The 5,085-nt window shown below is 72.1% G+C and carries 5 protein-coding genes; 2 read left to right on the top strand and 3 right to left on the bottom strand.

From position 1 onward, the window contains the following. Nucleotides 1-1,620: polynucleotide adenylyltransferase PcnB (pcnB, locus tag D7V97_RS39735; protein ID WP_120615780.1), on the top strand; the 1,620-nt coding region annotated here is incomplete at its 5' end. Between the two features lie 28 nt (nucleotides 1,621-1,648). Here pcnB and dinB read toward each other — a convergent pair. Further along, a complete protein-coding gene (gene dinB / locus D7V97_RS39730) occupies nucleotides 1,649-2,869 on the bottom strand; it encodes a DNA polymerase IV (RefSeq protein ID WP_120615779.1) in 1,221 nt (406 codons plus the stop codon). A 41-nt stretch (nucleotides 2,870-2,910) separates the two neighbouring features. Here dinB and D7V97_RS39725 point away from each other — a divergent pair, with 41 nt between their 5' ends. Further along, a complete protein-coding gene (locus D7V97_RS39725; RefSeq protein WP_120615778.1) occupies nucleotides 2,911-3,324 on the top strand; it encodes a secondary thiamine-phosphate synthase enzyme YjbQ in 414 nt (137 codons plus the stop codon). On the opposite strand, the gene D7V97_RS39720 is transcribed toward D7V97_RS39725, so the two are convergent. Further along, a complete protein-coding gene (locus tag D7V97_RS39720) occupies nucleotides 3,311-4,297 on the bottom strand; it encodes an RluA family pseudouridine synthase (RefSeq protein WP_120615777.1) in 987 nt (328 codons plus the stop codon). The two genes, D7V97_RS39725 and D7V97_RS39720, sit on opposite strands and share 14 nt — an antisense overlap. Further along, a partial coding sequence (locus D7V97_RS39715) for a serine/threonine-protein kinase (protein ID WP_147445176.1) occupies nucleotides 4,294-5,085 on the bottom strand: 792 nt, incomplete at its 5' end. The genes D7V97_RS39715 and D7V97_RS39720, both read right to left, overlap by 4 nt.

Raw genomic sequence — 5,085 nt, 5'->3', positions numbered from 1 at the left:
GAGACAGGCGCCGCGCCCGCCTTCGCCGCGGACGCCGGAGATGACGAAGGGTTCGACGACGATGACGACTCCGAGGACGCCGGCCCGGCCGACCCCGAGGTGAGCGATGAAATCCGGCGTGCCACCGAGGCCCTGAAGGCCGCGGAGGCCGAGGACGCCCAGGCCGCCGCCGAAGCCGGTGACGAGGTCGAGGAGCCCGAGGCCGTCATCCTGGAGCCGGAGCCCGAGCCCACGGCGAACGAGCCGGAGCTGCAGGCGCCCACCACCACGCGCACCGGCGAGCCCGCCGAAATCGACCCGGACGAGATGGATCCGGACGCGCTCAAGGTGGTGCTGCGGCTGCACCAGCACGGGCACCAGGCGTACCTGGTAGGCGGCTGCGTGCGCGACCTGCTCCTGGGCAAGAAGCCCAAGGACTTCGACGTGGCGACCAGCGCCCACCCGGGCGAGGTGCGCGCCGTCTTCCGCAACTGCCGGCTCATCGGCAGGCGCTTCCGGCTGGCGCACGTCTACTTCAAGGGCGGGAAGATCGTGGAGGTGTCCACCTTCCGCGCGAACCCGTCGGAGCTGGAGCCGCCTCCGGGCGCGTCGTCGGAGGAGCCGTCCGGCGAGGACCTGCTCATCACCCACGACAACGTCTTCGGCACCGCGCAGCAGGACGCGCGCCGCCGCGACTTCACCATCAACGGCCTGTTCTACGACGCGGCGGAAGGTCGGGTCATCGACTACGTGCGCGGCCGGCGCGACCTGGATGAGCGGTTCATCCGCACCATTGGCGACCCCGAAATCCGCATGCGCGAGGACCCGGTGCGCATCCTGCGCGCGGTGCGCTTCGCGGCGAAGCTGGACCTGGACATCGAATCGCGCACGTACGCGGCGATGGAGGGCGCGGTGGAGGACCTGCCGCGCTGCGCGCCCGCGCGCCTGCTGGAGGAGACCTTCCGGCTCATCCGCACGGGCCGGTCCGCCCCGGCGTTGAAGCTGCTCGCGGCGCTGGACGCGCTGAAGCTGCTGCTGCCCCCGGTGGACGCGTACCTGCGGGAGAACGGCAAGGAGGGGGAGAAGACCTTCTATGCCTTCGCCGAAGCGCTGGACCGGCGCGTGTCCGCGGGCGAGGTGCTGGACGACGCCATCCTGCTGGCGACGCTGCTCGTGCCCATTGGCCGCACGGAGCCGGCGGACGAGTCCCAGGACGAGAGCCGCGCGTCCGTCGCGCACGTCATCGAGGACCTGCTCGCGGGCTTCGTGGAGGCCGCCCGGCTGCCGCGCCGCATCGCCGAGCGCTGCCGCATGCTGCTGCTGATGCAGCGCACTCTGTCCGGTGAGCGCCGCAAGAAGGCTGGAGCCTTCCGACGCCACCCGCTCTTCAACGAGGCGCTGGCCGTCTTCGCGATGACGGTGGAGGCCACGGGCGAGGGCCGCGAGGCGCTGGAGGCCTGGCAGTCCGGAGAGGTGCCCCCGCCGCGCGCGAGCGCGAGTGGTAGTGGGGACGCGGATGGCCCCCGCAAGAAGCGCCGTCGCCGTCGTCGCCGTCGCACCGGCGGTGGGAGCAGCGAGGGCAACGGTTCGGGCGCCGAGCGTCCGGCCTCGTCCTCGGGCTCCGACGCGGGCGAGGGGTAGTCCCCCGTGATGCAGGGGCCGGAGCGCTTCAGCGCTTCGGCTTCTCCGCGGGCTTCGGCCTGTCCACCGGACGCTCGGAGCGCGGATCATCATCGTCCGGTGCCTCCGCCCCCGCGATGTCCGCCATCGTGATGGCCTTGCTGCCGAAGCGGGCCGCGATGCGGTCCATCGCCTCGTTCAGCTTCGAGGCCCGGGGCGCCGCCGCGGGGAACAACCCGAGCTGCGCCTCATCCTCGTCCAACTGCACGCTGACGCCCGTGAGCCGCATCGCCTTGCCCTCGTGCGCGCGCTCCAGCAGCTCCAGCGCCGCGCGGTAGAGCACCTGTCCGTCATCCGTCGGCTCGCGCAGCGTGGTGCGCCGGGTGATGAGCGTGAAGTCCGCGAACTTCAGCTTGAGCTGCACCACGCGGCCCTTCAGCGCCGCCCTGCGCAGCCGCCGCGCCACCCGCAGCGCCTGCGCGTGCACGTGCGGCTTCAGCACCTCCACGCCCGTGAGGTCCTCCTCGAACGTGTCCTCCGCGCCCACGCTCTTGGCGGCCCGGTCCGGCACCACGTCCCGCGCGTCGATGCCGTGCGACAGCTCCCACAGGTGCTTGCCGCTGGAGCCGAAGCGCTCCTCCAGCCACCCCAACTCCCGCGCCGCCACGTCCCCGATGGTCGCGAGCCCCGCGCGCTTCATCGCGTCCTCCGTCTTGGGCCCCACGCCCCACAGCCGCGACACCGGCAGCCCCGCGAGGAAGGCCACCGTCTCCTCGGGCCGCACCTCGCGCTGGCCGTTGGGCTTGGCCAGGTCGGAGGCGATCTTCGCCACGAACTTCGCCGTGGCGATGCCCGCGGACGCCGGCAGGTTCAGCTCGTGGGCAATCTCCTTGCGGATCCTCCGCGCGATGTCCGCCGCCGCGCCGAACAGCCCCACCGACGCGGTGACATCCAGGAACGCCTCGTCCAGCGACAGGGGTTCAATCAGCGGCGTGTAGCGCTCGAAGATGGCGAACACCTGCTCGCTCGCCTCCGCGTAGGCGGAGAAGCGGGGCTTCACCACCACCGCGTGCGGGGCCTGCTTCACCGCCCGCGCCATGGGCATCGCGCTCTTCACCCCGAAGGGCCGCACCTCGTAGGAGGCCGCCACCACCACCCCCCGCTGTGCATGCCCGCCAACGATGACGGGCTTGCCCCTCAGGGACGGGTTGTCGCGCTGCTCGACGGACGCATAGAAGGCGTCCATGTCCACGTGGAGGATGGCTCGCATGGCGTGAGTCACTCTAGTGGCCCCCTCTGACAGTGCGGCCCATGAAGACCCTCACCGAATACCTCTGGTTCGAGACGAAAGCCCGGCGCGAGCTGGTGCGCCTCACCGACACCGTGGCGGCCCTCTTGAAGAAGAGCGGCATCCAGGAGGGCATGGTGCTGGTGTCCGCCATGCACATCACCGCGGGCGTCTTCGTCAACGACGACGAGCCCGGCCTCCACGAGGACATCTGGGAGTGGCTCCAGCACCTCGCACCCTCCGGGCCCGACTACCGCCACCACCGCACCGGCGAGGACAACGGGGACGCACACCTCAAGTCCATGCTCGTCCACCACCAGGTGCTGGTCCCCGTCACCGCCGGCAAGCTGGACCTGGGCCCCTGGCAGCAGGTGTTCTACGCCGAGTTCGACGGCCAGCGGCGCAAGCGCGTCATCGTCAAGATCATGGGCGAATAGCTCCGGGCGCCGCCCCGAGCGCCGCCCCGTCCGGCTCCGTCTCCGGCAGCGTCAAGCCATGCCGCCCGAGCTCCGCCACCAGGTCCTGGGGCAGCGGGCTCTGCACGCGCACGGGCTCCTTCGTGACGGGGTGGGGCAGGGTGAGCGACCGAGCGTGCAGGAAGAAGCGGCCCAATTCCGGCGCCTCGCGGCCTCCGTAGAGCGCGTCCCCCACGAGCGGTGCGCCCACGCCGGCTAGGTGCGCGCGCACCTGATGCAGCACGCCGGTGAGGATGCGCACCTCCACGAGGCTGTAGTCCTGCGCGCGCGCGAGCACGCGGAAGTGGGACACCGCCTCGCGGGCGTCCTCGGCGCCGTGGGGCGCGGGCTCCACGCGGTCCGGGTGGCGCGGGTGGTGGCGCAGGGGCACGTCCACCTCGCCCTCGTCCGCGAGCGGGCCCGTCACCAGCGCGATGTAGCGCTTGTCCACCGCGCGGTTGCTGAAGGCCTCGCGCACGGTGGTCCAGGCCTCGCGCGTGCGGGCCGCGGCGAGCACCCCGGAGGTCTCCACGTCCAGGCGGTGGCAGAGGCCGCCCTCGCGCGGGTCCTGGGACGCCTGCGCGCATTCCGGGTAGCGCGCCACCAGGGCGTTGGCCACGGTGCCCGTCTCGCCCGGTTGCAGCGGATGCGAGGGCCGGCCGGCGGGCTTGTCCACGAAGAGCAGGGACGCGTCCTCGTGCAGGATGACGAGCGGGAAGTCCGCGTCGGGCACGGCCTCGCGCGTCGTCTCCTCCACCGTCACGGAAATCTGCTGGCCCGCGGCCACCATCAGGCCCTTCTTCGCGGGGCGGCCATTCACGCGCACCTGGCCCTCGTCGAAGAGGCGCTTCATGCGCGCGCGGGACAGGCCCAGGGCCTCTCCCACGAACAGGTCCACGCGCTGGCCCGCCTTGTCGGCGGCCACGGTGAGGGTGTGCGTCGTCGCGGTGCTCACTCGGAGAGGGCCTCGTAGACTTCCTCGGCCGTCTGGAACCGGTCGTCCGGCTCCTTGCGGATGAGGCGATGGGCCACCCGTGCGAGCTGCGGGTCGCCATGCAGGTTGAGCGCGAGCAGTGGCGGTGCCTCCGTCTCCAGCACCTGGCGCCACAGCTCGTGCGGCGTTTTCGCGTCGAACGGTGGACGCCCGCTGATCAGCTCGTACAGGATGACGCCCAGGCTGTACAGGTCCGAGCGCCCATCCAGCGGCTCGCCCAGGATCTGCTCCGGCGCCATGTACCGGTACGTGCCCACGAGCTTGCCGTCCGCAGTGATGCCCGCGTCGTCGGCGAGGAACTTCGCCAGCCCGAAGTCCATCAGCCGCACCTGCCGGTCGTCGTCCACCATGATGTTGGACGGCTTCAGGTCGCGGTGCACCAGCCCGTGGCCGTGGATGTACGCCAGCGCCTCGCACACCTGGAGCAGCGCGTCCTTCAGCCGGCCCATGCGCTCCGGGCGGTTGAGGTCCGCCAGGCGCGGCGGCGGGGCGGTGGGGCGCGCGGTGGGGGACGCCTTGCGCGCGGGCTCGCGGCGCGGATCCACCGGCACGTCGCCCGAATCCGAGTCGTCTCCCGTACCGCCATGGAAGCTGGCCAGGTCCTCGCTGGGGGCCTCCTCCGCGAAGGCGTTGAGGCCGAAGGTGCCGTCGTCGTCATCGTCCACGGCCGAGTCGTCGTCGGGGTCCTCGTCCGGGCCGTCCACGCTGCCGAAGTCGTCGTCCTCGGTGCGGCGGATGGACAGGGGCTG

The sequence above is a fragment of the Corallococcus sp. CA053C genome (genome assembly GCF_003611675.1).
GTDB lineage: Bacteria > Myxococcota > Myxococcia > Myxococcales > Myxococcaceae > Corallococcus.
Note: the sequence above shows the minus strand (reverse complement) of the source record. Positions and strands in the feature narration are given on the sequence as shown.